Source organism: Metasolibacillus sp. FSL K6-0083, assembly GCF_038630865.1.
Taxonomy (GTDB): Bacteria; Bacillota; Bacilli; order Bacillales_A; family Planococcaceae; genus Metasolibacillus; species Metasolibacillus fluoroglycofenilyticus.
The window spans coordinates 2153387-2180212 of sequence record NZ_CP152046.1 but is presented as its reverse complement, the minus strand read 5'-3'; the positions used below and the strand labels follow the sequence as shown (position 1 = coordinate 2180212).

General features: G+C 37.9%; 25 protein-coding genes, 1 pseudogene and 1 riboswitch. Of the genes and pseudogenes, 18 read left to right on the top strand and 8 right to left on the bottom strand.

Going from position 1 to position 26826, the window contains the following annotated elements:
* Positions 1-30: 30 nt before the first annotated feature.
* The 6 genes from MHB51_RS10125 to MHB51_RS10100 all read left to right on the top strand — a co-directional run bounded on the left by MHB51_RS10125 (position 31) and on the right by MHB51_RS10100 (position 5958).
* The gene (locus MHB51_RS10125) at positions 31-579 is read left to right on the top strand and encodes a superoxide dismutase family protein (RefSeq protein ID WP_107941923.1); all 549 of its coding nucleotides are present in this window, start codon (positions 31-33) and stop codon (positions 577-579) included.
* A gap of 271 nt (positions 580-850) precedes the next feature.
* Positions 851-1843 carry a TAXI family TRAP transporter solute-binding subunit gene (locus tag MHB51_RS10120; RefSeq protein WP_342558083.1) on the top strand — a complete coding sequence of 331 codons (993 nt, stop codon included), beginning with the start codon at positions 851-853 and terminating at the stop codon, positions 1841-1843.
* A gap of 62 nt (positions 1844-1905) precedes the next feature.
* Positions 1906-2421 (top strand): DUF1850 domain-containing protein, encoded by a 516-nt coding sequence (locus MHB51_RS10115; protein ID WP_066167800.1) that lies wholly within the window; start codon positions 1906-1908, stop codon positions 2419-2421.
* The gene (locus MHB51_RS10110; RefSeq protein ID WP_342558082.1) at positions 2405-4426 is read left to right on the top strand and encodes a TRAP transporter permease; all 2022 of its coding nucleotides are present in this window, start codon (positions 2405-2407) and stop codon (positions 4424-4426) included. Before MHB51_RS10115 ends, MHB51_RS10110 begins: the two co-directional genes overlap by 17 nt.
* Before the next feature lie 184 nt (positions 4427-4610).
* Positions 4611-4751 (top strand): hypothetical protein, encoded by a 141-nt coding sequence (locus MHB51_RS10105; RefSeq protein WP_342558081.1) that lies wholly within the window; start codon positions 4611-4613, stop codon positions 4749-4751.
* A 493-nt stretch (positions 4752-5244) separates the two neighbouring features.
* Positions 5245-5958: a GNAT family N-acetyltransferase gene (locus tag MHB51_RS10100; RefSeq protein ID WP_342558080.1), complete on the top strand. Its 714-nt coding sequence runs from the start codon at positions 5245-5247 to the stop codon at positions 5956-5958.
* A gap of 96 nt (positions 5959-6054) precedes the next feature.
* On the opposite strand, the gene MHB51_RS10095 is transcribed toward MHB51_RS10100, so the two are convergent.
* From MHB51_RS10095 to MHB51_RS10080, 4 genes are all read right to left on the bottom strand, one after another.
* Positions 6055-6765, bottom strand: a complete 711-nt coding sequence (locus MHB51_RS10095) for a Fe-S oxidoreductase (protein ID WP_066167807.1) — start codon at positions 6763-6765, stop codon at positions 6055-6057.
* 402 nt (positions 6766-7167) lie between these two features.
* Positions 7168-8121, bottom strand: coding sequence for a multidrug resistance efflux transporter family protein (locus MHB51_RS10090; RefSeq protein ID WP_066167810.1), 954 nt, complete (start codon positions 8119-8121; stop codon positions 7168-7170).
* 413 nt (positions 8122-8534) lie between these two features.
* Positions 8535-9764 (bottom strand): peptidase T, encoded by a 1230-nt coding sequence (gene pepT / locus MHB51_RS10085; RefSeq protein WP_342558079.1) that lies wholly within the window; start codon positions 9762-9764, stop codon positions 8535-8537.
* 33 nt (positions 9765-9797) lie between these two features.
* Positions 9798-10442 (bottom strand): lysoplasmalogenase, encoded by a 645-nt coding sequence (locus tag MHB51_RS10080; protein ID WP_342558078.1) that lies wholly within the window; start codon positions 10440-10442, stop codon positions 9798-9800.
* A gap of 75 nt (positions 10443-10517) precedes the next feature.
* On the opposite strand from MHB51_RS10080, the gene MHB51_RS10075 reads away from it, so the two are divergent.
* Positions 10518-12209, top strand: coding sequence for a hypothetical protein (locus MHB51_RS10075; protein WP_342558077.1), 1692 nt, complete (start codon positions 10518-10520; stop codon positions 12207-12209).
* 344 nt (positions 12210-12553) lie between these two features.
* On the top strand, positions 12554-13111 hold the full coding sequence (gene lepB, locus MHB51_RS10070) for a signal peptidase I (RefSeq protein ID WP_066167824.1): 558 nt from the start codon (positions 12554-12556) through the stop codon (positions 13109-13111).
* A gap of 476 nt (positions 13112-13587) precedes the next feature.
* On the opposite strand, the gene MHB51_RS10065 is transcribed toward lepB, so the two are convergent.
* Both MHB51_RS10065 and nfsA read right to left on the bottom strand, forming a co-directional pair.
* Positions 13588-14010 carry a hypothetical protein gene (locus MHB51_RS10065; protein WP_342558076.1) on the bottom strand — a complete coding sequence of 141 codons (423 nt, stop codon included), beginning with the start codon at positions 14008-14010 and terminating at the stop codon, positions 13588-13590.
* A 184-nt stretch (positions 14011-14194) separates the two neighbouring features.
* The gene (nfsA, locus tag MHB51_RS10060; protein ID WP_342558075.1) at positions 14195-14929 is read right to left on the bottom strand and encodes an oxygen-insensitive NADPH nitroreductase; all 735 of its coding nucleotides are present in this window, start codon (positions 14927-14929) and stop codon (positions 14195-14197) included.
* A gap of 172 nt (positions 14930-15101) precedes the next feature.
* Here nfsA and MHB51_RS10055 point away from each other — a divergent pair, with 172 nt between their 5' ends.
* Positions 15102-15398: a hypothetical protein gene (locus MHB51_RS10055; RefSeq protein ID WP_342558074.1), complete on the top strand. Its 297-nt coding sequence runs from the start codon at positions 15102-15104 to the stop codon at positions 15396-15398.
* Positions 15364-15577: pseudogene (locus MHB51_RS10050) on the top strand (IS5/IS1182 family transposase); the annotation flags it as partial. The gene MHB51_RS10055 and the pseudogene MHB51_RS10050, both read left to right, overlap by 35 nt.
* 309 nt (positions 15578-15886) lie before the next feature.
* Here MHB51_RS10050 and MHB51_RS10045 read toward each other — a convergent pair.
* The gene (locus MHB51_RS10045) at positions 15887-16414 is read right to left on the bottom strand and encodes an SMI1/KNR4 family protein (protein WP_342558073.1); all 528 of its coding nucleotides are present in this window, start codon (positions 16412-16414) and stop codon (positions 15887-15889) included.
* A 553-nt stretch (positions 16415-16967) separates the two neighbouring features.
* Positions 16968-17082, top strand: a riboswitch (SAM riboswitch).
* A gap of 108 nt (positions 17083-17190) precedes the next feature.
* Between MHB51_RS10045 and MHB51_RS10040 the strand changes: the two genes are divergently transcribed.
* The 3 genes from MHB51_RS10040 (at position 17191) to MHB51_RS10030 (ending at position 20531) form a co-directional block, all read left to right on the top strand.
* Positions 17191-18477: an O-acetylhomoserine aminocarboxypropyltransferase/cysteine synthase family protein gene (locus MHB51_RS10040; RefSeq protein WP_342558072.1), complete on the top strand. Its 1287-nt coding sequence runs from the start codon at positions 17191-17193 to the stop codon at positions 18475-18477.
* Between the two features lie 347 nt (positions 18478-18824).
* Positions 18825-19211, top strand: a complete 387-nt coding sequence (locus tag MHB51_RS10035) for a hypothetical protein (RefSeq protein ID WP_342558071.1) — start codon at positions 18825-18827, stop codon at positions 19209-19211.
* A 333-nt stretch (positions 19212-19544) separates the two neighbouring features.
* Positions 19545-20531: a homoserine dehydrogenase gene (locus tag MHB51_RS10030; protein ID WP_342558070.1), complete on the top strand. Its 987-nt coding sequence runs from the start codon at positions 19545-19547 to the stop codon at positions 20529-20531.
* Between the two features lie 87 nt (positions 20532-20618).
* Here MHB51_RS10030 and MHB51_RS10025 read toward each other — a convergent pair whose 3' ends face one another.
* A complete protein-coding gene (locus tag MHB51_RS10025; RefSeq protein ID WP_342558069.1) occupies positions 20619-20849 on the bottom strand; it encodes a DNA-binding protein in 231 nt (76 codons plus the stop codon).
* 111 nt (positions 20850-20960) lie between these two features.
* Here MHB51_RS10025 and MHB51_RS10020 point away from each other — a divergent pair, with 111 nt between their 5' ends.
* The 5 genes from MHB51_RS10020 (at position 20961) to MHB51_RS10000 (ending at position 26794) form a co-directional block, all read left to right on the top strand.
* Positions 20961-21647, top strand: a complete 687-nt coding sequence (locus MHB51_RS10020; RefSeq protein ID WP_066167847.1) for a response regulator transcription factor — start codon at positions 20961-20963, stop codon at positions 21645-21647.
* Positions 21625-21777 (top strand): hypothetical protein, encoded by a 153-nt coding sequence (locus tag MHB51_RS10015; RefSeq protein ID WP_342558068.1) that lies wholly within the window; start codon positions 21625-21627, stop codon positions 21775-21777. The genes MHB51_RS10020 and MHB51_RS10015 overlap by 23 nt, the downstream gene beginning before the upstream one ends.
* An 80-nt stretch (positions 21778-21857) precedes the next feature.
* Positions 21858-24116 carry a HAMP domain-containing sensor histidine kinase gene (locus tag MHB51_RS10010; RefSeq protein ID WP_342558067.1) on the top strand — a complete coding sequence of 753 codons (2259 nt, stop codon included), beginning with the start codon at positions 21858-21860 and terminating at the stop codon, positions 24114-24116.
* Between the two features lie 768 nt (positions 24117-24884).
* Positions 24885-25949, top strand: a complete 1065-nt coding sequence (locus MHB51_RS10005; RefSeq protein WP_342558066.1) for a metallophosphoesterase — start codon at positions 24885-24887, stop codon at positions 25947-25949.
* A 17-nt stretch (positions 25950-25966) separates the two neighbouring features.
* Positions 25967-26794: an undecaprenyl-diphosphate phosphatase gene (locus MHB51_RS10000; RefSeq protein ID WP_066167854.1), complete on the top strand. Its 828-nt coding sequence runs from the start codon at positions 25967-25969 to the stop codon at positions 26792-26794.
* Positions 26795-26826: the final 32 nt, after the last annotated feature.

Genomic DNA, 26826 nt, shown 5'->3' with positions numbered 1-26826 from the left:
TTGGTAACAATAAAAGCAGGAGGGATAACTATGTATAAAATAATCATACTTAGCACGATTTTGCTATTGTCAGGTTGTTCACTTTTTCAAACAAAGAAAGAGGAGGAAGTACCTGTTCATGCACCGAGCTCTGCTACAGCTATTGCTGAAATGATGAATAGCAAAGGCGAAAGTGTTGGAAAGGTCACATTAAAGGAAGTGGCGGAAGGGGTAGAGCTATTTGCTGAATTGCACGGTTTACCACCGGGCACACATGCTATTCATATTCATGAGGTAGGAAAATGCGATGCCCCAACCTTCGAATCAGCAGGTGCACATTTTAATCCTGAGCATAAGAAACATGGTATCGAGAATCCACAAGGACCACATGCAGGAGATTTACCGAATTTAGAAGTAGAGGAAGATGGTACAGCACAATTAGAATTTACAACGAAGCTTGTCACATTAATGAAGGGGCATGAAAACTCCTTATTCGATAAAGACGGTAGCTCGATTATTATTCATGAAAATGCAGATGACTATAAAACAGATCCTTCGGGTAATTCTGGAGCACGTATTGCTTGTGGCGTGATTCAATAAAGCGTAGCTGTCTAAAAAGGGGATTTTAGCTTCTTCTCTTTCATTTTAGGGAAACACCGCTAAATCCTGTGTTCCTAGCATTTTCAAAGAAAGCTCTCTCTATTTTAGAGGAGCAAACATTTTGCTGAAACACCATCATCAGCGTCCAAAATACCGACTATGCACGGCTTTTCGGACGCCCCTATGTACATATTAACAGACTAGTTTGACAACTCCCATTGCGCTCTGTAAAATGTATAGTGATTAACAAAAGAGGGGGGTTATGTTAATAATGAGGAAAAAGAGTATATTATTAACAATTATAAGTGTTGCTTTACTTATGTTGGCTGCGTGTGGCAGTGATAATGAAGGCAACAAAGAAAGTACGGGGACAAATAATGGGGAAAAGCCATCATTTGATGTAGATTTTGTATCTATTTTAACAGGTGGTACGCAAGGTACCTACTATCCACTAGGTGGAACGTTTGCTGATTTGATTACGACTGAAACAGGTGTAAAAACAACAGCAGAGGTTTCTCAAGCGTCTGCTGCGAATATGACAGCACTGCAAAATGGTGAAGGTGAAATCGCTTTCGTACAAACGGATATTGCCTATTATGCAACAGAAGGTACGCTAATGTTTGAAGGTCAGAAGATTGATTCTGTATCTGCTTTAGGGGCTTTATATCCTGAAACGGTGCAGCTTGTAACATTGGCTAACTCTGGTATTAAATCATATGAAGATTTAAAAGGTAAAAAAGTATCAGTAGGGGCACCTGGTTCAGGTACTTATGCAAATGCTGAGCAATTACTTGAAATACATGGTCTAACAATGGCTGATATTAAGCCACAAAATTTAGACTTTGGTGAATCAACAGATGGTATTCAATCAGGGCAAATTGATGCAGCATTTATTACAGCTGGTTATCCAACAGGTGCTGTAGAATCTTTAAATGCAACAAATGGTGTATATATTATTCCTGTAACAGCTGATAAGGCTGATGAATTAATTGCGAAATATCCATATTACGCAAAGGATGCAATCCCAGCCGGCACATATGGCTTAAAAGAAGAAATCCCTGCGGTATCAGTAGGAGCAATGCTTGCAGTTAAAAAAGATTTACCGGAAGATTTAGTGTATGCAATGACAAAAGCAATTTATGATAATACAGATAAAATTAGTCATGCAAAAGGTGCGTTTATCAAAGCTGAAAGTGGATTAGACGGTATTGGAATTGAAGTGCACCCAGGTGCTCAAAAATATTTTGATGAAGTAAACAACTAATCTGAAAGAAGGCTCTGTTGCGTAGTGCTTCAGAGCCTTTTTCTTATTGAAAGGTATCTATTATGAAAAAATGGTACTTATTTGTTATTGGTGGTATACTGCTCATTATTTTTTTTATACCATTCGAAAGTGCTTTAATATTTACCGAAACAAAAGTAGATAAGGTTAAAATGTATTATTTACCATTGTATCAAGAGCGAGAGTTTCAAATTTTATTTACACATTCTATTCATAAAACAGATGTTATTGAATCATATGAAGTATTATCTAATAATGAATTGCGTCTTTTATCAATGCAATATGAGGATGTGGCTATCGGTATGCCCGGATACGCGGAAGAGGGGCAAACATTAACATACGATAATGGTGTTTATATTCTTTCCTATGATAATGCGAAACTACCTAACTTTAATTTATTTGTGGCGAATATAGATGCTTCGTTACAACTAATTTATCAATCTAATTATGTAGATTTGAAGCAACAGTTAGTAAGAGGGAAATCTTATTTATTTGAAGTTAAAAAACTTTCACTATATGAAAAAATGAAAGGAGTACGATTGTATGGAGAAAGAAAATAATAAAGAGCCTGTTGTTCAAAATGAAGGTTTTGAGCAACTCTCGGCAGAGGACCAACAAGCGCTACTAGAGAAATACGATATTGAATCAAACACGCGCAATATTTCCAGTATGTTTAAATATGTTATTTATGCAGGATTATTAATATTTTCTTTATTTCAATTATATACAGCTATATTTGGTTTGTTTCCGGCTCAAATTCAACGTACGATACACTTAGGCTTTGGTCTAACATTTATTTTCTTATTGTTTCCAGCTAGGCGTAAATCACGTAAGGATATAATACCGTATTATGATTATATTTTAGCAATTATTGCGATTTTAGTAGGCTCTTATTGGACGATTAATTACGAGCGTTTAGTACAAAGCTTAGGTCGATTAGAGCAAACGGATTTTATTGTTGGTCTTTTAGCGATTTTGCTAGTTTTAGAGGCTGCTAGACGTGCAGTAGGATTGCCAATCACAATTATTGCCTCACTTTTTTTGTTGTATGCTTATTTTGGACCGTATATGCCGAATTTTATGGCGCACAGAGGGCAAAGCATCGAAAGTATTGTCAATTTAATGTTTTATTCGACTGATGGAATTTTAGGTACACCAATTAGTGTATCGGCAACATTTATTTTCGTTTTCCTATTATTCGGAGCCTTTCTTGTGAAAACAGGAGTAGGTCAATATTTTAACGATTTAGCTGTGTCGCTGGCAGGGAAGCTAACAGGTGGTCCGGCAAAAGTCGCAATTTTCTCATCTGCATTGCAGGGGACAATTTCAGGCTCTTCTGTAGCGAACGTAGTTACATCGGGGTCTTATACAATCCCAATGATGAAAAAACTTGGCTATAAAAAGGAGTTTGCTGGTGCTGTAGAGGCATCTGCTTCAACTGGCGGTCAACTTATGCCACCGATTATGGGAGCCGCAGCGTTTTTAATGGTTGAGTTTATCGGACGAGGTGTAACATATTGGGATATTGCGAAAGCAGCAGCTATCCCTGCATTGCTTTACTTTACAGGTATTTGGATTATGACACATTTTGAGGCAAAGCGATTAGGGCTGAGAGGTCTTACGGACGAGGAATTGCCTAATCGTAAAGAAGTATTCAAGAAAATTTATTTATTATTGCCAATCGTTTTAATTATTGTCCTAATGCTAGTAGGCGTACCAGTTATGCATGCAGCATTGTATGGAGTGCTTGCTTGTATTCTAGTTGGCATGTTTAATAAAGATACACGCTTAGGTCCTCTTGATATTTTAGATGCTTTAGTTGATGGGGCGCGTACAGCGCTTGGTGTTGTGGCAGCGACAGCTTGTGCGGGAATTATTGTAGGCGTTGTTGTAAAAACAGGGTTAGGCTTATCATTAGCAAACAGTTTAGTAAAATTAGCTGGTGGTAGTATTTTACTGACATTAATATTTGTTATGATTGCATCGCTTATTTTAGGAATGGGTGCACCAACAACAGCTAACTATGTTATTACATCAACGATTGCGGCACCAGCAATTATCGCATTATTAGCGCCAAATACACCACAAGAGTTAGTGCCAGTAGTTATATTATTATCAGCGCATTTCTTTGTGTTTTATTTTGGTATTATAGCGGATATTACACCACCTGTAGCCCTTGCTGCCTTTGCAGCATCAGGTATTTCGGGAGGAGACCCTATCAAAACTGGTGTTAACTCTGCGAAGCTAGCGATAGCGGCATTCATTATTCCATATATGATTGTGTTCTCACCAGCGCTATTAATGATTGATGTAACAATTTTACAAATTGTTTGGGTAGTATTTACAGCTATAATGGGTATGATTGCAATCGGTGCAGGTGTTATTGGCTATTGGTATAGAAAATTATATTGGATTGAAAGAATCATTGCTATTGTTGCTGGGCTAGCAATGGTTTACCCAGAATCAATTTCGGATATTTCTGGATTAGTTGTATTTGGTATTATGGTTGCTATTCAAATCATGACAAAAAATAAAGGTGGAGGAGTAGCACAAGTTAAAGCTTAGACTTTTATTGCAACCTCGGCGTAATTGATTAAGCAAACCTAGGTATAAAAGCATAAAACCTATCTCTTTAAGGGATAGGTTTTATGCTTTTTATGCATATAATGAATTAATGACTTGCACATGAAAAAGCAGCATAGTATTATATCAATAATCAGAAAATTCTTTAAAAGGAAGGGTGTTGTGGATGGGAAAAATCTTAACCTCTAATCTTGAGACATATTTATTAGACGAAGAGTTTGAGCTAGAACGTAATGAGGAAATGGACGCTTTTAAAGAGTGCGATACTTATGAGCACTATCCAGCAGGTTTCTTTACGGGCTTATAAAAAAGGCGTTGTCCGAAAGGAGGGCACTGAAAAACTAGTAATTCTCAAAAAAAATTGTGAATAACTTTGATTTTTTTGGACTTAATCTACATGAAAGTCAGAATTACATCAGAATTTTTCGAGACAATTCACTTTTTCAGTAACTTCCTAAAAAGTCCATTTTATTTTGACACCACATTGAAATAAATGTTTTCATCGTTTCGCTTTTACTGAAGGAGTACACTGTTAAAGCCAATATTCATCTCATTTTAAAAGAGGCGTTTTCTGTTTATATGAATCAACATTTTGTGAAACATCATCGCTACTGTCCAAAATGCCGGCTATGCACGGCTTTTTGGACAGCACCTTTTTGTTTGCGCTATAATAAAATGAAACTTCAATCTGTGGAAGCTTTCGCATGATTTCCACTGGTTGTTAGCCGAACGAATCGTGCTTACTAGCTTGTTAATGCAGAATAAAGAAGTTTAGAAAAACAGAACGGTGTGGTGACATAATGCTTTATAAAGGGCAATTAGGAAAACATGAGTTTTATGTAGAGCGTCTGGCGGCAGAGCAACTAGCTGAAATCGAGATGCTACAGCAGATGGTTTGTGATGCGCTTGAGGATAAGACAATTTTACAGCCTCTTAGTAAGGAAGAGTTATTATATATTTTAAATGGCAATGGCATAATGATTGGGGCATTTGCTGACAGCCAGCTTATTGCAGTTCGTGCTTTATTGGAGCCGGATGTAGAGGAAAAGGAGCACTTGGGGCTGGATGTTGGTGCGAAAAATTTAGCGCGTGTGCTTTATCAGGAAATTTCTTTTATACATCCCAAATTTCGTGGGTATGGTTTGCAGCAAACATTAGCAACTATCGTAATGACACAGGTGGATATGGCGAAGTATGATTGGGTTTGCGCTACGGTGAAGCCTTATAATATTGCAAGCCTAAAGGATAAACTTGTGCAAAATATATATATTCGTGCACTGAAATATAAATATGGTGGAAAACTGCGCTACGTGATGGCGAAGCCTTTACATAAAGAACAGTCATTTACAGGCGGGGAGCTTGTTATTGCAATGGGCGATGTGGAGGCACAGCAGCAAGCTTTACGCGATGGCTATATAGGTATAGCGATTGAAAAGCGTGGGGAGGAATGGTTTGTTCAATTTGGTAGGTTAAAAGACACAGTTCGCTCACAAAGGAGAGAAATTCGCTCATAAAATAACCAGATTCGCTCATAAGAATTATCCAAAAAGGCTGATTTCAGTGGAAAACGCTAGAAAAGCGTGCATAGCACTGCTTTTCTGGCGCCTTATTTATTTCAATGGACAAAATCCACAAGCCATTAAACCGGGAATGTCCTTTGATTGGCAGCAGCTTTTGCGCACGGGGACATTTAGCAACTGAGAAGGGTGCTTGCCGCCTGTATAATTTAAAAAGAGAGATTTATCTGCAATATAACTCCATACTTTTGTTCCTTCAAGTATTTCTAAGTCCTCATATGCTCGGTCAGCCAGTGCTGGGTTTTCAAGTAATGTGTGATAATGCCATATGAGATAGCCAAAAATATTTTCCCACATCACAAGGGGAGAAATAGAAGTTGTTTTACGCAACTGCTGTATAATTTCAAAAGTTTGTTTGTATAAGATTTTTTGGATAACGGCCTCACGCTCGTTGTCTTCCACATAGCGAAAATCATTTGCTGTAATAAATGTACCAAGTGTATTGATACCGTACTCATGTACAAGTGCAAAGCGAATATCTTCTAGTTTTCCATCCCAAACCTCGTCATAGGTTGCAAGCATATAAAATTGCATAGCTACAAACATGCCATAGCGGCGAGTGAAATGAGAAATAGCGGCTGTTTCAGTTGCCGCCTGTGTTATTCCCATCATTAAATTGCGGAAATCTGTTAAATAAAAATCCTTTTGTAAATTAGCAAGCGTAAATAAGGGGCGTTCAGGATTTTCTGTATAAATACTATAGGAATTTAATTGTCGTATTTGATCATAGGATAATGCGGGCATAGACTCACCTTTTTTCATATATCATAACATTTTCTACAACGAAAATAAAAATCAATAAATAATGTTGACAAGTTAAATGAAAACGATTATCATTATCATTGTAAGCATTACTCATATGCAATACAGTGCTTATGAGCTTGAACTTTAGCTACTTTTCTCCAGAAGTTCGCTAGTTCAAAATACGTTCTACCCCCCCTCATTTTAGAACGTAAATTTTTTTTACCCTTTATATTTTCTTCAAAGCTTCTCTTGTGAGAGCCAATTTGAGCCGGTCCCTAGCCATAGGATCGGCTTTTTTTTTGTCTAGGAAAGTATAAAATTCCTTATTCCCCGTGAACTGAAAGTCTACTTTATACCCATATCGTTTCCCATTTTAGTCGAATTGAGTGTATTAACAAAACCTCACTCTACAGATATGCCCGTGCGCTTTGCAACGAGCATTGTATGATAGCTATGTAGCAGCATACCGATAATAATAATAGCTAGCCCCATCAGCGCAATTGGTGTTGGAAGGGGAATACCTAAAAGTAGCATTTCACCAATAATAACAAAGACAACCTCAGTTGATTGTGTTGCCTCTACAGCAGCAAGTTTTCCTTGATTGTCACGCACACGGTCAGTGGCGATAAAGAATAATGTAGTGGCGATAACACCTGAGCTTACTCCAACAAGCAGTGATTGAAAAATTTGATTACCTGACGGCAGACCGACAGTTATAAGCGCGTATATCGCCATTATAATCCAAGCAGGCAAGGATGCAATAGTCATACCTAGTACACGCTGGAATGTATCAATGCGACCACCACATACATCCATCATTTTGCGATTACCAAGTGGATAAGCAAAGGCGGCAATTAATACAGGGAAAATCCCGAGCATAAGGGCGCTTGTAGAGACAGATTTAGCGTGTGGAATTTGTATTAATAATATGCCGATTAGTATAATGCATGAAATAAGCAGTGCTGTCATCGGAATTTTTTGACGTACCTTTTGATTTGCGATAACTGTAACAAAAAGTGGCGCTAGTAATACACCTGCTACAATTGTAAATTGCCAAGTGCCAGAAACAAGCCAGCCCGGTCCGTATGCAGCAGCAAATGTTAAAGGCGCATAAAATAATACGAAGCCTACGAAGCTCCACAGTAACCACTGGCGAGGATGTGCCTTCATTTCATTATGTAGTTGCCGATAATTTCTGCGATAGAGGACGATAGCAATTAAAAATGGCAGCATAAAAAAATAGCGCAAGGAAGCACTCCATAGCCAGCTACCACCATCTAGTTCCATCGAGTGATTCAAAATAAAAGTAAAAGCAAAAAATAGTGCTGCAATAATACCTATTAATATTTCCTTCATTAATCTAGGCACCTCCCTGTAACTGAATATTCAGAATATAAAATTTAGAAAAAGGGCGTGTCTGAAAAGATATTTTGGGACACGCCTTAGCGGATATTTAACGTTTTTAGCAATATTTTTTGTACCGAAAGCGTAGCGACAGATACAGAAATCTCTTAATTCTATGGATAGCTAGACGTCCGCTGATAAAGAAGAACTCAGTCTAATATTATCGCAACACGTGCACAGGTGACTGATTGACCAATATCATGTTTCTGCGAATGTCTCAGGATGTGACGATTTTAGGTTAATTTTTACCAATTAGCTCGAAAAATCTGGATGAAAGTTAGCTGAGGCTATCAGAAAAGGAATTCCTGTTCTGATAGCTCCTTATGCTCAGATTAGAGGTCACCCTAGTAAGCTAACAGTTACAATTAAGCACGCACTTCAAATGCCTGAATAATTTCTAAAATAACTTCTGTTGCTTTTTCCATCGTTTCTGCTGATACATATTCGAATTTACCGTGCATGTTTTCGCCACCAGCAAAAATATTCGGTGTTGGTAAGCCCATATAAGATAGTTGTGAACCATCAGTGCCACCGCGTACTGGCTCGATAATTGGCGTAATGCCAAGCTTTATCATAGCGTCTTTAGCGATGTCAACGATTTCCATTACAGGTTCAATTTTTTCCTTCATATTGTAGTACTGATCTTCAATTTCTACTGTAATAGCATCTTCACCAAACTTAGCCTTGATTTTTTTCGCCGACTCGATAAAGTGTGCTTTTTTTGCTTCGAATTTTTCGCGGTCGTGGTCGCGAATAATATATGTTAATGTAGCTTCCTCAATATGCCCGTTAAAGCTCATTAAGTGGATAAAGCCTTCGTAGCCTTCTGTCTTTTCTGGCACTTCGTCTACAGGCATTTCATTTTGGAATTTGATTGCCATCGTCGTAGCATTTACCATTTTATTTTTTGCAGAGCCAGGGTGCACACTTGTGCCACGTGTTGTAACTTTAACGCCTGCCGCATTAAAGCTTTCATATTGAAGCTCGCCAAGTGGACCGCCATCTAAAGTATATGCGTATTGCGCATCAAATGCTTTTACATCAAATTTATGTGGACCGCGACCGATTTCCTCATCTGGTGTGAAGGCAACGCGAATTTTTCCATGTTTAATTTCAGGATGTTGCACTAAATATTCCATTGCTGTCACGATTTCTGCAATACCTGCTTTATCATCTGCACCGAGAAGTGTTGTGCCATCTGTTGTAATTAATGTTTGCCCGATATAGTTTTTTAAGTTAGGGAAGTAGCTTGTTGACATGACTAGCTGCTCATTTAACTGAATATCGCCACCATCGTAATTATCAATGCGTTGTGGATTAACATTTGTACCTGAGAAATCAGGTGTTGAGTCAACATGTGCAAGGAAGCCCAATGTTGGCACATTATCCTTATCAGTGTTAGCAGGTAATGTTGCGAATAAATAGCCGTATTCATCTAATGTAATATCCGTTAAGCCGATTTCTGCTAACTCATCTTTTAAAATATTTAATAAATCAAATTGCTTCATTGTAGAAGGTGTTGTAGTACTTGCGAAATCAGATTGTGTGTCGATTTTCGCATAGCGAATTAAGCGTTCGATTAATTGTTCTTTCATGGAAATAATCCCCCTTGTTATCATGCTTCTAGGTTATTGTAACATTTTATTTCGTAATGCGGCATATTGAACGATGCTCAGTGCAATAAATAATTGTGCACCATAATAGGTTGTCATAATTAAAATATGAGCATAAGGAATATCCGTAATAAAGCGATTAATGGCTAAAACGGAATCTGACGCAATAAATAAAAATGCACCGATAATAGCAAAGCTACTAGCTGTTCGGAAAGAAGTCCACCCCATTAATAAAATGACAATTATATATGCGCAAACCGCAACAGTTAGTACAGCATCGCCTGTGCGCAAAATCGTGCTGGCAAGCCATAGCATCATCGACAAGCCGTAAATAATTAGCACAACTTTGGCGCTAACGGGTGTTTGGCGATTATTCGTTTTACTAAAAGCGGTAATATAAAATAAATGACCAATCAAAAAGCTACATAAGCCAACGATAAACCATTGCAATGTGTAATCCCCAATGGCACAAAAAATAAGACCACCAATAATAATTGATTTGTAGCTTTTTTCTCCATGGGAACGTAGCGCTAAAATAATGAGTAAAATCATTGGAATTAGCTTAAAAACCATCTGCCATGAAACTGGAATGGCATCAAAGAAAAAAACATAATAAAGACCGAAGATTGAGAATAATGTTAAAATAATTTTTCTTTCCATTTAAAAAACCCCCTTTGTAATTTTATGAAACTTTCATCCAATCCCATACGTAAAAATAAATTAGAGGTGATGATAGTGGGACAATTATTTATAACGGTACTTATTACTGCTATTGTGGTGACGATTCTAATCGTGCCCTTAACAAAAAAAATACCAAAGGGCGAATTAACAGGCAAGCAGTTTAGTATACTTTTAACTTCTGTTTTTTTAGGTAGTTTAATTTTAACATTTTTAACGGTATATATTTCAAAAGTTGATTTACATTGGACGGTATTTTTATACGTAGCGCCAGTAGCTGCATTAGTTGGCGCACTATTTGCGGCAGGTGCTGAGCAAAAGCTAAAATCTGTGTTGACGTTAATTTCAATTTTAGCCCTTGCTTATTTGTTAGCAGCCCCAATTTTTAATGCCGAGCAAAAATATCAATCTTCCGAAATGGAGGAGCAAGTTGAAATTCAACCGTTTGACGAAACGAAAACACCTGCAAGTGTGCCTCCAAAGTTTGCGAAAAATAAAATGAGAAAAGCCTTCGGTCAAGTACCAAATACGAGCTACTATGAGCTAGGACATCTGCAAATTCAAAAGGTCAATGGTGAATTTGTTTATATTGCACCAGTGGAGTTTTCAGGACTATTTAAGTGGTTTAATGGTAAAACGACACCGGGTTATTTCATAATGAGCGCTACAGATTCAAGTGATAATCCAAAATTTATGGCTCATGAAATGGCATATATTCCATCAGCCTACTTTAATAAAAATTTAGAGCGTCATATTCGTCTACAATACCCAACACTTATTTTCTATGGCGATGTGCAGCTAGAAATTGATGATGAGGGTGTACCATACTATATTCGCACATATGGTGATTTTATTTCTGCGCGTAATGGCTTTGATGTAAAAGGTATTGTTAAGGTCGATGCGAAAACGGGGCAGTCTGAAAAAATTGCCTTAGCAGATGTACCTGAATTTATTGATGGTGCGATTTCCCCAGAGGCTGTTAGCTTACAAAACAGCTATTACGGTAATTATGTGCATGGTTTTTGGAATAGCGTATTCGGTAAAAAAGATGTGAAAATTCCATCGGATGAAGGAACAGAGGCAAATGTGAGTCCAGTCTTTATGGAGGATGGCGAAATGTATTACTTCACTGATTTTTCCAGCCCGAAAGAGGGTGTTGACTCGATGCTTGGTTACTCTTTGACACATGCGCGTACAGGCAAGGCTACTTATTATACAGGTAATTTGGAAGAATCATATATGGATTCTCAAGGTGCGCTTGAAATTATCGAGAAAAAGTTTATTGAAAAAGAGTGGGAAGGCGAGATGCCGATTTTGTATAACTTCTACGGTGAAGCAAGCTGGCTATCCGCAGTTTTAGATTCAAATGGCTTCCTGCAAAATTACTTTATCGTATCTGCTGCTAATCCAGAAATTTCAGCATATGCTTTCACACCAAATGAGGCATTAAAGCTTTATAAAGCGGCACTTAGTCGTGGTGGTAGTACAGTAGATGGTTCTTCTAGCGCTGAGGAAGCACAGCTTACAGCAAAGGTGCTACGTGTCTATAAAGAGCGCGTTGGTGACTTTACAATCGTTTCATTACTAACAGATACAGGGCAAAATTTCATAGTCAGCTCTGAAGCAGTACCACTTGCTATTTATTTAGAGCAGGGGGACGAAGTGACAATGACATACTACGCTACAGGCGAACAATTCCAGCCAATTAAGCAACTAACAATTAGGGGCGTTCAAAATGCCGTGCAGTAGCCGGCATTTTGAACGCCTTCGTTGGTGCATAGAATAGATAGAGGAGTTGTCCGAAAAGTCTATTTTGTTTGTATTGAAATCAATGTTTTCATCGCTTCCCTTTTAGTGAAGAATAACGCTGCTAAAGCCAATATTCATCCCATTTTTAAAAGAGGTGTTCTCTGTTTATATATATAAACATTTTGCGAAATATCATCGCTACTGTCCAAAACATTGAATTTAATGGTGTTCCTTCTAAGTGAAAGAGTAGAGACGGAAAGCTTTTAATGTCTTGCGGAAATTAAATGGGCCTATGCAACTTTGCTTACTAAAAGACGTTTTAATTTTTAAGGAGGCGAGCGAGTTTGGAGAAAAAGGAGATTATTAGCTGGATTAAAACAATCGTGTTTGCAGTAGTATTAGCTGCTGGGATTCGTATTTTTTTATTTACACCTGTGAATGTAGAAGGTGCTTCAATGATGCCTACATTTGAAAATGAGGAAAAAGTGATTGTCAATATTATTGGACCAACCTTATCTGATTATAAGCGTTTTGATGTTATCGTTTTTGAAGCACCAACGGGTGAAAATTTTATTAAGCGAATTATTGGTTTGCCTGGGGACCGTATAGAATATCGGGATGATGAGCTATTTATTAATGACGAAAAATTCGAAGAGCCTTACTTAAAGAGCAATAGAGAAGCATTAGTAGACAGCGGAAATTTAACAGGGAACTTTACTTTGGTGGACGCTTTAGGAGTGGAAGTTGTACCTGAGGGTCAATATTTTGTGCTTGGAGATAATCGCCGTAGAAGCTTGGATAGTCGAGATATAACGGTTGGCTTTGTCGCACAGGAGAAAATATTAGGTACAGTGCCAGCTGTTGTTTGGCCACTACCAAATGCGCGTATGGTTAAGGAGTAAAAAAGGGCGAGGCGTGCAAAATACCAGCAACTGCACGGTATTTTGCACGCTTTCGTTGGTGTTACTTCAAAAAATTCACTTGGGTACAATGCAAGAGAATTTTTTGAAAATAGTAGAAACACTAGGTTCATGGGGTTTTCTTCTGAATGAAAGTGCATAAGCGAAACTCAAACTGAAAGTAGGGGGCGTCCAAAAAGCCGTGCATAGCCGGCATTTTGGACGCTAATGATGATGTTTTGGCAAAATGTTTGCTCCTCTAAAATAGAGAGCTTTCTTTGAAAATGCTAGAAACACTGGGTTCAGCGGTGCTTCTCCAAAATGAAAGAGAAGTAGCAAAAGTCCTCCTTAACATGCGATTTCTAGACAAACCCCTCTTTTTAGACAGCCCCTAAATATCTAGCGTCACATGACTGTGAAATGCTGACTAAAGAGAGAGGACTTTTGTTTTTAATCGCGGCATTCAATATTTGGTTCAATTAGCCCTGGTGCTCCGCAATATATGCCAGCATTGTTTCGTAACGTGCAGCGAGTTGCTCTGCTCTGAAGAGCTGTAGCTTGTCAAAGGCATGTTGTTGCTGCTGAACGATTTGGCGTTCTTGAGTAAATGCAATGGTAGGCTCATGCTGGAAAATATATCGTAAATGGAAGAGCTGAAGCATTGCGACCTCAGGGTTTTCTAAATTATAAGCAAATTTAATATTCCATACAGATGTATAAGAAATATATTTATTTACATAAGCAGTAGCATATTGATATTTTTCTTCATCAATATTTGATTGTATTTTTTTATGAATATCAGCAAGTATTGAATTGATTTCAGCTATTGCATAATAAAAGCGTCGCATTGATTTTAATTGTTGTCGCTCTAACGATTTCGCAACATGTCTATTCATTTGCATAGGCAAACACCTCTGAATACTTTCATGTATTGTAGGTCCATTTTATCATGATTTAGGACATGTTTCTTGCAACAAGTAACCGCAGGAGCATTTTTTTTATACCGACAGCAAGATGAAGAGTACAAAAAACTTCCACTTCTACAGTAAAATCGCAAAGGACTAAATGCAAGAGCATGGGTCACTGTTATTTCCATGTAAACCCTTGCTGTGCAAGGAATTCTTTGATGTATGGACGCTTTTGCTCGATTAAATAATCTGCCATTTGTTTTGTCCATGTAGCTGTTTTTTGATTTGAAGAACGGCTTGCATAATAACCTTCCATCGTTGCATCATATTCTTCTAATAATGCATCATACTTAGCCTCGTCATAGGCATTTTCATGAAGTACTGCAGGAACAGGCAAGCGTGGTTTTGTTTCATTGCGCTTTGTCGGAGTACCAATCGTCAGTGCAAATAACGGAAATACACTTTTAGGTAAGTTGAAAAGTTCGCTAATTTCAGCAGGGTTATTACGTGCTCCGCCGATATAGCAAATGCCGTAGCCCTTCGCCTCTGCCGCAACAACAAAATTTTGTGCAAATAAAGATACATCGACTACACCAACAAGTAAATTTTCTGCAGAATCTGTAACGATATCTACACCGTGTTTTTGACCCGCGGCTTGAAGACGCTTAAAGTCAACACAAAATAAGAATGATGCACCCGCTGTTAGAAATTGAAATTCATTTTTTGATAATTCGCCGAGCTTTTGCTTTTTATTTTCATCCGTAACCCAAATAACGCTATATGCTTGCACAAAATGTGAACTTGCTGCCATTTGTGCTGTTTCGATTAAATCCATTACCGTTTCGCGCGGAATTTGTTCCCCTGTATATTTACGCACGGATGCGTGATTGCGTAAAAGTTCTCTAGTATCCATTTTCATCCTCCTAATGACCTGTATTCGTATATTATTTTATACTAATTGAGTTTAATTTCATAATTCCAATCCCTTCGTTATCAAGGGTTTCAAATAAATAAAAATGAGGCACCCCCAAAAAATTCGGTATAATGGTAGCGACTAAACAACCCACCGAAAGGAATGATGCCTCATGACTATTATAAAACAAATTAGCCTTTTTGACATCCAAGAATTATTTGATATGGAAGGCTCGCACCGATTTGATGCGATTTTCTCTACTTTCGATGTACAACCAATCTTTCATCTCTTTTCAAAAAAGACGTTACCTGGTGCTTCACGTGAATGTAACTATGGTGAGATGATTCAATCACTCATCATTCGTATTATAGAACATATTCCAACAGTAAAGGACTTAGTAAAATGTTTTAGGATATTCGAAAATATACCTATCCGCACGTGGTTCAGACCTATGGAAAAGGCTTTATAAAGAACGTACTGCAGTGGAACGCCTATTTAAAACAATACTTTCAATTAAACAACGTCCGTCATCGAACCGGTAGAAGGACAAAGTTGCATTTCAATCTCGTGATGTTTATTTATAATGCCTGCAAGTTAGTAGTAGATTGTATCAACGTGCAATTAAACAAGTTGCAAGCAGCTGCATAATTTTTAAAAACGTAAGTTTTCACACTGGATCAGTCTAAGCTCCTGAAAAAATCGATTTATGAAATTGATTCACTTTAGATTGATATTAAATGAGGGGGCGTCCAAAAAGCCGTGCATAGCCGGCATTTTGGACGCTGATGATGGTGTTTTGGCAAAATGTTTGCTTCTATAAAATAGAGAGGGTTTTCTTTGAAAATGCTAGACACACAGGGTTTAGCGGTGTTTTTCAAAAATGAAAGAGAAGAAGCAAAAATCCCCCTTTTAATGCGAGTTCTATAGAAAATGATCTTTTTAGACAGCTCCTCATACTTACCATAACCAATATCTAGCTCCTTGTGCAACAATGAATCTATCAAGCCAAGTTTCAAAATTCATAGGTAATCTTTGAATATCGCCTACTTGTACATAGATTAAATAATCCTCTTCTCCATTCACCACTTTTTGCGAGTCAATGAACATGTAGTCGCCATATCCTCGATAAGCACCAATCATAACCCAACTTTTATCATATGCACCTTGATAATATATATTTGTTTTATATTCATCTATATAATTTTGCATTTCATGAATGGTATAGATTTCAAAGTAATCCATACCAAGACCTTCATTATTAAATAATTTCGCTCCATTACTGTGTTGTAGAAACGAACACAGGGCTTCTGGTAAAATATGATGTGGGTTTTTTAAAGAAAATTCTTGTAGTTCTTGGTTTGATATGGGACTATTCCAATCGAATGTTACATTATTTAAGATTTCTCCATTTTCCAATTGTACAGTTAGACGGTTCTCTTGCTCTAACCTTTTCATTAATGATGTTAAAGTTAATTCAATAGACATGTTAAATTCACCTAATTTCTAATAAGCTGTCCACCAAGGGGATACAACACTTCTATGGAATGAATATGGTAGTGGAATTAAATTACTATAATCTTTATTTCCCCCCCATTTACACGGTCTAATATGATGGATTTCATAGTTGTTAGTCCAATTTAAAGCCCCATAATTATTATCATACCATGTTCTGTATCAAAACTTACCTTATAAGTTAGTTACAGGGTTATAATGATTTTAAAGATTATATATCAATATAGGAAATGCGCTGTGTATTACTTTTATTGGGGATTTTTTCATTTCTTTCGCCATTGTAAATTCGGTAGTTCAATTAAGAAAAGGAAAATGCAAGATTTTTCTTAACAAGTTACATTTTGAGAGGGCTGGTTACAATTTTAGCTATGTCGGCGGAGAAACAGTTTCATTAAGAAGTTCTTGTACTCATGAAAATTTAAAATACATAGATAAAATAAGAAGCGTAAAAATTAAAAAATAATAGTTGACTTCTTGGTTTACAATGCTTTATACTCAATCACAACGATGGAACATGAATCAAATACTCTTATCAAGAGTGGCGGAGGGACTAGGCCCTGTGATGCCCGGCAACCGGTAAGCGACGAGCTTACAAAGGTGCTAATTCCTACAGATTCGGATTGGGATCTGAAAGATAAGGGGAGGAAAACTTGCTCATTTGCGAACCCTCTTCTTAGGAAGAGGGTTTTTTGTTTTTCTACCCTCCTCAAAAATCCACTAGCCATCGAAAACATTTTAGGAGGAATCTCATGTCAACACTTAGACCAGAAACATTATTATTACACGGTGGGCAAAAACCCGATCCAGTAACAGGGGCAATTGCCGTACCGATTTATCGCACGACTGCTTATGCATTTAACGATACTGCTCATGCGCAGCGCTTATTTGCATTAGAAGAAGCGGGAAATATTTATTCACGTATTATGAACCCAACTGTCGGGGCATTTGAAGAGCGAGTTGCTTTATTGGAGAAAGGAACAGCGGCAGTAGCGCTTTCTTCAGGAATGGCAGCTATCTCATTTTCTATTTTGAACATTGCAGGTGCAGGGGACCATATCGTATCGGCGGGCTCCTTGTACGGCGGTACTTATAATTTATTTGCTACAACTTTGCCACGTTACGGTATTACGACAACATTTGTAGACGAGAGTGACCCAGAAAATTTCCGAGCGGCAATTAACGAAAATACAAAAGCAATTTTTGCAGAAACAATCGGTAATCCAAGCTTAAATGTGCTAGATATTGAAGCGGTTGCTAAAATCGCACATGAGCATGGTATCCCACTAATCCTTGATAATACATTCCCATCACCATATGGCTCTAATCCAATCGAATTCGGGGCGGATGTTGTCATTCATTCGGCAACAAAATGGATTGGTGGGCATGGCACAACAATCGGTGGTATTGTTGTCGATGCAGGGAAATTTGACTGGACACAGGGGAAATTCCCAGGCTTCACAGAGCCTGATACAACATATCACGGCATCCGCTATGGAGTTGATACGGCAACTGCGGCATTCGCTACAAAATTGCGCGTGCAATTGCTGCGAGATTTCGGGCCAACATTAAGTGCAGACTCAGCATTCAACTTTTTACAAGGGTTAGAAACGCTTCATTTGCGTGTAGTAAGACATAATGAAAATGCTGAAAAAGTAGCCGCTCATTTGCGCAACCACCCATTCGTGGAATATGTAAACTATAACGGCTTTGAAGATACTGTATCGCATTCATTGGCGAAAAAGTATTTGAAAAATGGTTTTGGCTCTATCATCACTTTCGGTATTAAAGGTGGTAGAGAGGCTGGGCGAACTGTTATTGATAGTGTTAAACTCTTCTCGCATGTAGCAAATGTGGGCGATGCACGCTCGCTTATTATTCACCCAGCATCTACAACACATCAACAATTGTCAGCAGAAGAACTTAAAATCGCTGGTGTATCAGAAGAGCTCATTCGCTTATCAATCGGCTTAGAAGCAGTGGAAGATATAGTAGCAGATTTGGACCAAGCGTTAGCATTAGCAGCAAAAAACGCTTAACCTATAGACAAACGCTTGAATACTCATTTGTATAAAGTATCTATATGGTTTTGTTAGATTGTTGCTAAAAATAGGCTGTAGACTGCATCATTTCGCAGTCGCAGCCCCCCTAGCAAAATTAAAAACTCAATACCTAGTATTTTTATAAGAATTATTGACTTCTTGATTTTTCTCAATTATAATAAAACCAATCTACTTGCAGGGAATTAAAATTCTATCAATCTCCAACGGATGTTACAGGATGTGGCGATTTTAAGTAAACTTCCACCGAAAATATTGGAGAAATCTGGGTGGTAGTAAACCGAAGCGTAATTGATAAAATAGGATAAATCAAAGGAGTGTTGAATATGGGACGTACATATAGTGCGCAAAACATAGCATCTTATATTGTGTATGAATTAAATGAGACATACACCTTCATCAATTCACAAGCAATTCAATTATTATTAGCAAATGTTGAAATGATGTGGATGAAAGTGTTTGGGCATAGTGCGTTTTCAGAATCAACATATGATTTATTAAATGGGTACATTGTAAAGGAAGTATATGATGCGTATATCGAGTATGGAAATGACCACATTAAATTGCCAGCGAAAGAATGGTTTTTACGCTATGGGGAGTTTCAGCTTGTTCACCGCACATATGCAGTGCCTGCATTTACAGCATTAGAGGAAAAGATTATGCAATCCATTTTGGAAAACTATCGCCGTCGACAATTAACAGAAGTTAGTTGAAATCTTCCTTATTATAATAGAAGAAATTCCCCCATTTCTTTTATTGATATATAACCTACGGGGCTGTCTTGAAAGTCATTTCTTTCTTGGCAGCCCCATTTCTATATTATTTGAATGTTTGGTGACCTCTCTGAAAAAACAAATGTCTGTTTAGGGTAGAATTTTCTTGTAATATCATAAGTATTGAGCTAGAATCACTATATATAACGAGAACGATATAACAAATAAGTCGTGGTTTTTTGCAGAAAATATATAAAATACACAATTTGATTTTGTAAAAAGCCTAAGATTCACTTGATTAGTTGTGAAAGGAAATTTGGAGGCGAAGGTATAGTGTCAAAAGTGAAGGCAGCCATTCTCGGTTTTGGAACCGTGGGGCAAGGAATTTATCATATACTAAAGGAAAGGCAGCAGGAGCTCCAACAGAAATTAGGGGTGGAGCTCGAGGTTGTAAAAATATTAGTTACTGATGCGAGTAAAGAACGTGTAGCTAACACAATGCATTTGATGACGGAAAGTATAGAGGACGTATTGGCAGAGCCTGGATTACAAGTTGTTTTCGAAGCGATTGTAAATGAGGAGCCAGCGTTTTCCTATTTAAGGCGCGCAGTCGAGCATAGATGCCACGTCATTACGGCCAATAAGGTGATGTTTGCAAAGCGTGGGCAGGAGCTTGAGCAACTTGCTAAGGAGCATGGTGTATATGTAGGGTATGAAGCCTCTGTAGCTGGTGGCGTACCTGTTATTAAGACATTAAAAAATGTGCTGTTAGTAAATGATGCCGAACGAATTCAAGGTATTTTAAATGGAACAACGAACTATATTTTAACGAAAATGCGTATAGAAAATGTATCCTTTGAGGAAGCTTTAAAGGAGGCACAACGACTTGGCTATGCAGAAGCCGATCCATACAATGATGTGTCGGGGCAGGATGCCTTCAAAAAGTTAATGATTTTATCTAGCTTGGCATTTGGTGAACAGCCTAATTGGTCGGAGGTAGAAGTAATCGGTGTTGATGCAATTTCCCAAGCAGATGTGCAGGAGGCACAGGCGAAAGGGCTACGTTATCGTCATGTTGCGGAAATAGAACGCTTTGCAGACGGAAAAATCGTTGGTAAAGTAATACCGTTATTAGTGAACAAAGAGCATCCGTTATACGCTATTGATGATGTTAATAACGCTGTGGCTGTTGATACAAATTATATTGGGACAATTACACTTGTTGGACCTGGAGCGGGAATGTATCCAACTGCAAGTGTGATGGTAGAGGATTATGCAGAAATAATGACAAAAAGTGTAAGTCAAGTTATCCCGATTTAAGTAAGGGGCGGTGTTGTCTACAAAGGCAGCACCGCCTTTCTTTTAGTATAGAAATTCTCCACTTTAATTCTGGGGGTTGGGCACCCTTTAGTCTTCATCCTTCACATCAATATCTTCGGGGATGGGGGTATTACGCCAAATATCAATTTCCTCTTTGATACGCTCGATTTGCTCGTGGTATGCCTCGAACTGTCCACTGTTGATTAAAAATTGCTCACCATCATGCACGGCTTTAATGTGCCCATTGTGAATATAATATAAAATTTGTTCTTCTGGCATATTTAAGTCTAAGGCTGTTTGAGCTACAGTTTTATACATAAACGACATTCCCTTTCCATTTCTTCAGAAAATCTTAAGATTTACGTTAAGCAATACTTCATTTTTATCCTTTATTATAACATTATAAGAGTTTGCAGCGAGGTGAATGATATGACGAAGTTAACGATACTAGTCGTGGATGATGACCAAGATATCCGAGATGGTATAGAAATTTATTTAAAAAATGATGGCTATCAAGTTTTGAAGGCTGGCGATGGTGTAGAGGCGTTAGAAATGCTGTCACAGCATGAGGTACATTTGATTGTTTTAGATATAATGATGCCGAATATGGATGGTATTACGGCGACATTTAAAATCCGAGCTGAACGAAATATCCCAATTATTATGCTTAGTGCGAAGGCTGAGGATACGGATAAGATTCATGGTTTGTCTGTTGGGGCGGATGATTATATTACAAAGCCCTTCCATCCTTTAGAGTTAATGGCTCGGGTAAAGTCGCAGCTACGTCGTTATGTCGAGCTAGGAACATTTCAAAATAGCGCAGCGCAAATTGAAGGGCTAGAGTTAGATATAGCAGGTCGACAAGTTTTGAAGGACGGAGAGCCTATAAAGCTGACGCCAATTGAATATAAAATAACAGAACTATTGTTAAAAAATGCTGGTCGTGTTTTTTCCATTCAAGAAATTTACGAAATGGTTTGGAACGAAGAGGCGTATAATGCTGAAAATATTGTCGCAGTACACATCCGAAAAATCCGCGAAAAAATTGAAACAGATCCGAAAAATCCACATTATTTAAAGGTTGTTTGGGGACTTGGCTACAAAATGGAAAAGTAATATTGCACTGGTATGTACGCTAATTAGTGCAGTTGCTAGTCTAATTGGTCTTATTTATATCGGGATGTTTCTATGGGCGACAAGAGCGGATTTAATCAATACATTGCAGTTATTACGAAAGCTTTTTTAGGAGGAAACGAAATGAAGAAGGGAAGAGGCGCCCTAACGCTACTGCTCATTTTTTGGACCATATTTTCGTTATTTTCCTTTTTGGGAAATGCGAATACGATTATCGGTAAATCATTTATTACTTCCCGAGAATTCGAGTGGCAGTTGCAGCAATATTATGAAGATTTATATAACAATGTGTTAATGTCTTTTGATGCGGAGAAAGCAAAAAAGCAAATAAAAGTAACACAAAATGAAATTAATTATTATCGTAATTACTATGGTTCATTAGAGGAACAGGTTGAAAATCTTATTAGGCAATATCAAGACCGCCTAGAAGATAACACAGACTCTGCGTCAGCATCAGTTGAAGTAAAAGAAGTGCTAAAGCAGGAGCGTGATCGTAAAATCGAGGAGGTAAAGAAAAATTTCTCGGACGATGCACATGTTGAGGCGAAAATCCGTGCAATAAAGGAGCAAATTATTGATAATTATGCTGCTAGCAAGGAGCGTCAAAAACGAGAGTTCCTATCATCCAATAGTTATAAAATGTTTAGCTACGATTTAGTAGATGTGAATACAAAGCAACGTTTTACAAATAATAATATTGCCGCAACGGCGATATTTGAGGAGCATTTTTTAGAGGAAAACTCCGAGTATTTTGTACCACCTTTAAATAGAAGCATAGGCGAAGTAATTTTGGAAAGCACTTCCGAAGGAATCTGGGAAGGTGTTTCTGAAGTAACATCGGATACGGTTGCGGAAAATGTTCGAAGTGAAGTAGTGATGGAAGTTTACACAGGCGAGTATATTGAAGAGGATTTTGCGTTATTATCGCACACGATTCCGATAACTATTGAGCTACCAAAGTTTACAGGCACGATTACATTGCCAAAGACGGCTTTAAAGGATTCGGAGCTAAAAAGAAATTATGAGGGTTTTGAAGCTTTTAAAGTTCTTTCTTATATCATATGGGGAACTGGTCTTTTAACATTATTCGTACTATTCTTTTTTATGCGACCTAAAAGAGCAGAAATCGAGGCATTATTACTAAAAGTGAAGCCGTTATTTAACAAGCTACCAATTGATGCGGCAATTGCTTTGACATTATTAGGTGGGATGCTATTCATTGACATCGTTGATGGGCTAGTGAGGTCCATTTACAATATTGCCTATTACAGTGCTGAAATGTATCAGTTAGTAAATATAATAGAGCTTATTTTCTTATTTGGGCTTGCCGTTGCTTTATTCATGGCATTAGTAATCAGTATATTATGGTTAATTGATGATAGTCGTGATATTGAACGCTGGAAAGAATCGATTTCTCTTCGCATTTGGCAAGCGGGTCAGGACGTCTTTTTAAATCGTTCGGTTGGTATGCAAACATTTGCAATGCTTATTGTATTTTTCCTTGCAGGGGTAGGATTCACAGGCGCTTTGATTGATAACGGGCTGTTCCTTATTTATATACCACTCTTCTTATTCGTATTCGTGCCTACACTATATATATATCTTCGCCGCATGGGCTACCTAAATCGTGTGATGAAACAAGCTGAAGATATGGCAGAGGGGCGTTTAACGACTGATGTGAAGGTGAAGGGGAAATCACCGATTGCAGCGCATGCTCAAAACTTAAATAAATTAAGAGATGGTGTTCGAACATCAATGACAGAGCAGGCAAAAAGTGAACGTTTAAAAACGGAGCTGATTACAAATGTTAGCCATGATTTACGTACGCCGTTAACATCTATTATTACGTACACGGATTTATTGAAAAAGCCTAACTTATCTGAAGAAGAGCGTAGTAAATATATCGACATACTTGATAAAAAATCGGCACGTTTGAAAACATTGATTGAGGATTTATTTGATGTATCGAAAATGGCAAGTGGGAATGTCGAGCTTTTGAAGCAACGAGTTGATTTAGCACAGCTATTACAGCAGGCAATTGGTGAGCATGAAGAAGCTTTTACTACGGTAAAATTAGATTTACGAGTCAATATTGAAAGCCAGCCTATTTTTGCCTATGTAGACGGACAAAAATGGTGGCGTGTTATTGATAATTTAATTGTCAACGCCCAAAAGTATTCATTAGAGGGTACACGCGTTTATGTTACACTTAAACAGCAAGGAGCAGAGGCGGAGCTTGTAGTGAAAAATATTGCGAAGTATGAGCTTGTTGAAAATGTAGAGGAACTGACGGAGCGCTTTAAACGTGGCGATACATCTCGTCATACAGAAGGCTCTGGCTTAGGGCTTGCTATCGCAGGGTCGATTGTTGACTTGCATGGTGCACGAATGAAAATTGAAGTAGATGGCGATTTATTTAAGGTAACGGTTGCTGTACAAGTAGCATTTTAAATAGGGCGTCCCAAACACCGGCAACTGCACGGTGTTTGGGACGCTTTTGATGGTGTCTTTTCAAAGTATTTCTTCGAGGAAAATAGCGAGGGGATTTCTTTGAAAATGAGAGAATCATTGACTTTAGCGGAGTTACTTTTAAATAATGGAGAAGGGATTAAAATCTATCTTTCAATGCGTTTCTACTACAAAATGGAGCTGCATTTTGATAGTCTTGAATTGTGTTAGGTAAGGCATTTTTGATTTTCTGAGACTTATATTTTTCTACATAGAGAAAGTAATGTTATACTTTTGCATGATAAAGTGAAACTTCATTCAGTGGACGCTTTTCCCACTGAATGTTAGTTGAACCAATCGGGCTTTTACGGGCAGTTGGTCTCCCACTTCTCCTTAAGCCAATTTCACATAAATCTTGAAATGGGCGTCTTACTGCCCGTTAATGCGGGATAAAGTGAAACTTCATTCAGTGGACGCTCTTCCCACTGAATGTTAGTTGAACCAATCGGGCTTTTACGGGCAGTTGGTCTCCCACTTCTCCTTAAGCCAATTTCACATAAATCTTGAAATGGGCGTCTTACTGCCCGTTAATGCGGGATAAAGTGAAACTTCATTCAGTGGACGCTCTTCCCACTGAATGTTAGTTGAACCAATCGGGCTTTTACGGGCAGTTGGTCTCCCACTTCTCCTTAAGCCAATTTCACATAAATCTTGAAATGTGGGCGTCTTACTGCCCGTTAATGCGGGATAAAATATAGGAGGATACTATCATTGCAATATTTAATTGGTATAGTAATTGTTGTTATTTATAGCGGTATGACATTTTACATAGGTTGGAATTTCAATTTGTGGCTAGCATCTATAAATATACATATATCGAATCTTATTTTTTGGCCTCTTCTTTATGTAGTAGCATTTGGCTTTGTGTTGGGTAGAATTCATGAATTATTACGTCCTTTATCAGTTTTAGGTAATTATTGGATGTTCATTTTTGAATACGGATTGATTTTATGTATTATTGCGAATATCGTTGTTTTTATTACGCCATTAACAGCGCGCACGACAGGCAGTGTGGCTGTCATTATTTTTATTGTGCTTTTTATTTATGGTACATACAATGCTTATTCGCCTGTTGTGAGAGAAACAACAGTGAAGCTAGATGTCGATGAGCCAATGACGTTTGTTGTTGCGTCAGATTTTCATTTAGGCGTGCTGTCCAATAAGGCACATTTGCAGAGATTTGTGACATTATCCAATGGGCAAAATCCTGATGTTGTGCTTTTAGTCGGAGATTTAGTGGATGACAAGCCAGATTTATTTATTAAGAAGGGTATGGGTGAGGTGATGGCACAGCTAAAATCCACATATGGTGTATATGGGGTGCTAGGCAATCATGAGTATTACGGGAATGCGCTGCAATTAATTGTAGATGAACTGGAAAAAGCGAATGTCAAAATGTTGTTAGATGAAACTATTTTAGTAGGAGAGCGTTTTTATTTAACAGGGCAGGAAGATAAAACGAATAAAGCAAGAAAGCAAATTGCAGATTTAGCCCCAATTGAACGAGATAAGCCTTGGGTTGTAATGAATCATACGCCAGATGATTTGAATGCACCTGCAAATGCGGGCGTTGATTTGCATTTATCGGGGCATACCCATTTAGGGCAGCTATGGCCAAACGAATATATTACACGTAAAATATTTGAATTAGACTATGGCTATAAAAATAAAGAGGGGATGCATGCGCTCGTTTCAAGTGGCTTCGGCTTTTGGGGACCGCCAATGCGTATTGGGAGTCGCTCAGAGCTATGGGTTATTCATGTGGAAAGTAAGTAAATCGGAGGAATTATGGAATGGATTTGATTGAACTATTAAAAGCCCTTTTGTTAGGCTTTGTAGAAGGAATGACAGAATTCGCCCCTGTTTCATCGACAGGACATATGATTATCGTCGATGATATGTGGTTGAAAACGCAAGAATTTTTAGGTTCAAGCTCTGCCAACACATTTAAAATTGTTATTCAACTTGGCTCTATTTTAGCTGTAGTTGTTGTCATGTGGAAGCGCATTTTAAGCTTAGTAGGCTTATATAAAATAGAAGGACAAACTTCGACACAGCGTTTCCATTTAGGGCATGTGATTGCGGGGATTATTCCAGCTGGGATTTTTGGCGTCTTGTTTGAAGATATGATTGATGAGCATTTATTTCGAATGGAAACAGTGATTATCGGTTTAATTATTGGAGCAATTTTGATGATTATTGCAGATAAGTTTGGACCGAAAAAGCCTGCAATTACATCATTAGACCAAATTTCATACGGCAAAGCATTGAAAATTGGTCTTGTGCAATGTTTATCATTATGGCCGGGCTTCTCACGCTCAGGCGCAACGATTTCGGGTGGGGTACTTTTAGGCTTAGACCATAAAACAGCAGCAGATTTTACATTTATTATGGCTGTACCAATTATGGCAGGAGCAAGTGGATTATCTTTAATTAAGCATTGGGAAGATATTAACCCAGATCATTTTATGTTCTATGCGGTTGGCTTTATTAGCGCCTTTGTTTTCGCATTATTATCTATTAAGTTCTTCTTAAAATTAATTTCACGTGTTAAGTTAACACCGTTTGCTATTTATCGTATCGCACTTGCGGCATTATTGCTTGTTGTGTTGTATTTATAAGGAGGAGCGTCCAAAAAGCAGTGCATAAGACT

Coding starts and splice junctions, on each gene's coding strand:
- MHB51_RS10125 (WP_107941923.1), top strand. CDS start 31: ATGTATAAAATAATCATACTTAGCACGATTTTGCTATTGTCAGGTTGT.
- MHB51_RS10120 (WP_342558083.1), top strand. CDS start 851: ATGAGGAAAAAGAGTATATTATTAACAATTATAAGTGTTGCTTTACTT.
- MHB51_RS10115 (WP_066167800.1), top strand. CDS start 1,906: ATGAAAAAATGGTACTTATTTGTTATTGGTGGTATACTGCTCATTATT.
- MHB51_RS10110 (WP_342558082.1), top strand. CDS start 2,405: ATGGAGAAAGAAAATAATAAAGAGCCTGTTGTTCAAAATGAAGGTTTT.
- MHB51_RS10105 (WP_342558081.1), top strand. CDS start 4,611: ATGGGAAAAATCTTAACCTCTAATCTTGAGACATATTTATTAGACGAA.
- MHB51_RS10100 (WP_342558080.1), top strand. CDS start 5,245: ATGCTTTATAAAGGGCAATTAGGAAAACATGAGTTTTATGTAGAGCGT.
- MHB51_RS10095 (WP_066167807.1), bottom strand. CDS start 6,765: ATGCCCGCATTATCCTATGATCAAATACGACAATTAAATTCCTATAGT.
- MHB51_RS10090 (WP_066167810.1), bottom strand. CDS start 8,121: ATGAAGGAAATATTAATAGGTATTATTGCAGCACTATTTTTTGCTTTT.
- pepT (WP_342558079.1), bottom strand. CDS start 9,764: ATGAAAGAACAATTAATCGAACGCTTAATTCGCTATGCGAAAATCGAC.
- MHB51_RS10080 (WP_342558078.1), bottom strand. CDS start 10,442: ATGGAAAGAAAAATTATTTTAACATTATTCTCAATCTTCGGTCTTTAT.
- MHB51_RS10065 (WP_342558076.1), bottom strand. CDS start 14,010: ATGCAAATGAATAGACATGTTGCGAAATCGTTAGAGCGACAACAATTA.
- nfsA (WP_342558075.1), bottom strand. CDS start 14,929: ATGGATACTAGAGAACTTTTACGCAATCACGCATCCGTGCGTAAATAT.
- MHB51_RS10055 (WP_342558074.1), top strand. CDS start 15,102: ATGACTATTATAAAACAAATTAGCCTTTTTGACATCCAAGAATTATTT.
- MHB51_RS10045 (WP_342558073.1), bottom strand. CDS start 16,414: ATGTCTATTGAATTAACTTTAACATCATTAATGAAAAGGTTAGAGCAA.
- MHB51_RS10040 (WP_342558072.1), top strand. CDS start 17,191: ATGTCAACACTTAGACCAGAAACATTATTATTACACGGTGGGCAAAAA.
- MHB51_RS10035 (WP_342558071.1), top strand. CDS start 18,825: ATGGGACGTACATATAGTGCGCAAAACATAGCATCTTATATTGTGTAT.
- MHB51_RS10025 (WP_342558069.1), bottom strand. CDS start 20,849: ATGTATAAAACTGTAGCTCAAACAGCCTTAGACTTAAATATGCCAGAA.
- MHB51_RS10020 (WP_066167847.1), top strand. CDS start 20,961: ATGACGAAGTTAACGATACTAGTCGTGGATGATGACCAAGATATCCGA.
- MHB51_RS10000 (WP_066167854.1), top strand. CDS start 25,967: ATGGATTTGATTGAACTATTAAAAGCCCTTTTGTTAGGCTTTGTAGAA.